Raw genomic sequence first — 2,314 nt, forward strand, 5'->3', positions numbered from 1 at the left:
CGTCATCCCGCAGCGGGATCTCTTGTTAGCGGATGAGATACCGCGAATGAATCGCGGTATGACGGTTCGCGGTGGCATGACGGTTCGTGGCGGGATGAAGGTTAAGCAATTCGTCATCCCGCTACTTGTTAGCGGCTAAGAGATACCGCGGCGGTATGACGGTTAAGTAGGGTGTCATCCGAGTAGCTTGACGCTGGGATCTGATGCAGTTACTCTAGGCTAAGGTAATCCGCATAGCAAATGGTGTCATGCAAGTAGCTGACACTGGAATCTAGAATTTTTTTTAACTAGATCTTATGGTCAAGCCATAGGATGACAGGAAGGTAAGCCTTATTTTAGTTAGCTATTATACTCACCGTTTGTGGCTGAAAGGAGCACATTTTAGAATAATGAAAACAATCAGCACTTTAATTCAAGAAGGATCGGAGTTATTATCGTCACACAAAGTTGAATCACCACATTTAGATTGTGAAATCATCATACAGTACGTACTTGGAGTGGAAAGATCATTCATAATTATGAATCACACTAATCAGGTATCAAGAGACAAAGAACTTCTATTTTGGAAATTAACAAAAAAAAGAGCGGAAAGATATCCAATATCGCAAATAATAGGTAATCGTGAATTCTGGAGTAAAAATTTTATAGTTAACCAGCATGTTTTGGATCCAAGACCAGATAGTGAAACAATAATCCTAGCAGTGTTAAAATATTACCCAAATAAAAAGCAGAGACTAAAAATTGCAGATTTTGGTACAGGCACAGGTTGTTTATTGATATCCGTACTTAGTGAGTATGAATATGCCGTTGGTATTGGTTTTGAAAAAAGCTTGGAAGCATACAAAGTTGCCTATCAGAACACAAAGAAACATAATCTCCTCAGCAGAGCCAAAATATTTCCAAGCTCATGGACAGAGTGCAGAGGTTCATTTGATCTTATAATCAGTAATCCTCCATATATTAAAAGAAGCAAATTGAAAGACCTGCAAGCAGAAGTGCAAAAGGAACCAAGGATTGCTCTTGATGGTGGAATTGATGGTTTAAACTGTTACTTGAGTATTTTTCCAACATTGAGGAGGTGTCTTAAAAAAAATGGGTTTGCAATATTGGAGATAGGTGAAGATCAAAATGATATTGACAAAATAATACCCTCATACGAATTAGCTTTTCAAGAATACGTATATGATTTGGCAGGAATAAAGAGATGCATTGTTATGCAAAAAACATAGCTAATGTTTTCTTGACCTTACCCAGAAAAAGTAGAGAGAAAGTTAAGACTTTTTTGTCATGAAAATGATGCATCAAATTGTTCGGGAATGCAATAGTTAATAGTAGAATGTCTATGTTGTTTGTTATAAAAGATTTCTATGTATTCAAATATGGCAGTTCTAGTTTGTTGAGCAGAGTGTTGCGAGGTATCAATAAGTAGACTTCTTTCAAAATTGAGAGAAGGAGTGTAAGATGAAATATTTGAAAGGTGAAATATAAAGAAATAAAGGAGTTAGAAGGAGAAAAATTTCGACGTTTAACAGGTGTAAAAAAAGCAACATTCGAGAGAATGGTAGAAATTCTGGATGAGGAAGACAGAAGAAAAAAAGCTAGAAGCGGGAGAAAAAGTAAGCTTTGCGTAGAAGACAGGCTACTTATGACACTGGAATACATAAGAGAATATCGCACATATTTTCATATAGGACAAAGTTATGGCATGAGTGAAAGTAACTGTTTTAAAATAGTAAAGTGGGTAGAGGACACATTAATAAAACATCCAGATTTTGCATTACCTGGGAAAAAAGATCTATTAAATAGTAGTGTAAAATACGAAGTTTTGGTAATAGGTGGAACTGAAACCCCAGTAGAGAAGCCAAAAAAAAGCAAAAACGCTTTTACTCTGGAAAGAAAAAAAGGCATACTATAAAAACACAAATAGTAACAGAGAAGAAGAGTAAAAAGGTCATTTGTACATCTTTTTCAAATGGTAGGAAGCACGATTTTCGGATATTTAAAGAATCAAAGGCTGCCGGGAACTAAAATCTTAGCTGATGCTGGCTACAGAGGAATGCAAAGGATAGATAAAAATGTTGAATTACCACACAGAAAAACGAAAAAGAATCCGTTGAGCAAAGAACAAAAAAGAGAGAACAGAGCTCTTTCTAGCCAAAGGGTAATGGTTGAAAACTTAATTGGCTTATTGAAAAGGTTTAAAATCATCTCGGACAGGTATAGAAATAGACGAAAACGTTTTGGTTTAAGATTTAATTTGATTGCTGCCATTCACAATTTTGAGCTCTCACATGAATTTTGAAAGAAGTCTATT

At 35.8% G+C, this 2,314-nt stretch carries 2 protein-coding genes and 2 pseudogenes; 3 read left to right on the plus strand and 1 reads right to left on the minus strand.

The window, feature by feature from the left end; all coding sequences use genetic code 11:
• Nucleotides 1–389 precede the first annotated feature (389 nt).
• Nucleotides 390–1,229 carry a peptide chain release factor N(5)-glutamine methyltransferase gene (gene prmC / locus OZD67_RS00695; RefSeq protein WP_182182968.1) on the plus strand — a complete coding sequence of 280 codons (840 nt, stop codon included), beginning with the start codon at nt 390–392 and terminating at the stop codon, nt 1,227–1,229.
• A gap of 56 nt (nt 1,230–1,285) precedes the next feature.
• Here the strand turns inward: prmC and OZD67_RS06170 are convergent.
• Nucleotides 1,286–1,444 (minus strand): annotated as a pseudogene (locus tag OZD67_RS06170) (IS3 family transposase); the annotation flags it as partial.
• A 33-nt stretch (nt 1,445–1,477) separates the two neighbouring features.
• Here OZD67_RS06170 and OZD67_RS06175 point away from each other — a divergent pair.
• Together OZD67_RS06175 and OZD67_RS06180 are read left to right on the plus strand one after the other, a co-directional pair.
• Nucleotides 1,478–1,915, plus strand: a complete 438-nt coding sequence (locus OZD67_RS06175; protein WP_259346618.1) for a transposase family protein — start codon at nt 1,478–1,480, stop codon at nt 1,913–1,915.
• Between the two features lie 2 nt (nt 1,916–1,917).
• Nucleotides 1,918–2,302: pseudogene (locus tag OZD67_RS06180) on the plus strand (transposase family protein); the annotation flags it as partial.
• Nucleotides 2,303–2,314: the final 12 nt, after the last annotated feature.

The sequence above is a fragment of the Wolbachia endosymbiont of Drosophila nikananu genome (assembly GCF_028981865.1).
In the GTDB taxonomy this organism is placed as follows: Bacteria; Pseudomonadota; Alphaproteobacteria; order Rickettsiales; family Anaplasmataceae; genus Wolbachia; species Wolbachia pipientis_B.

Bases quoted from the DNA above. Each gene is read 5' to 3' on its own strand.
- prmC (WP_182182968.1), top strand. From the start codon at position 390: ATGAAAACAATCAGCACTTTAATTCAAGAAGGATCGGAGTTATTATCG.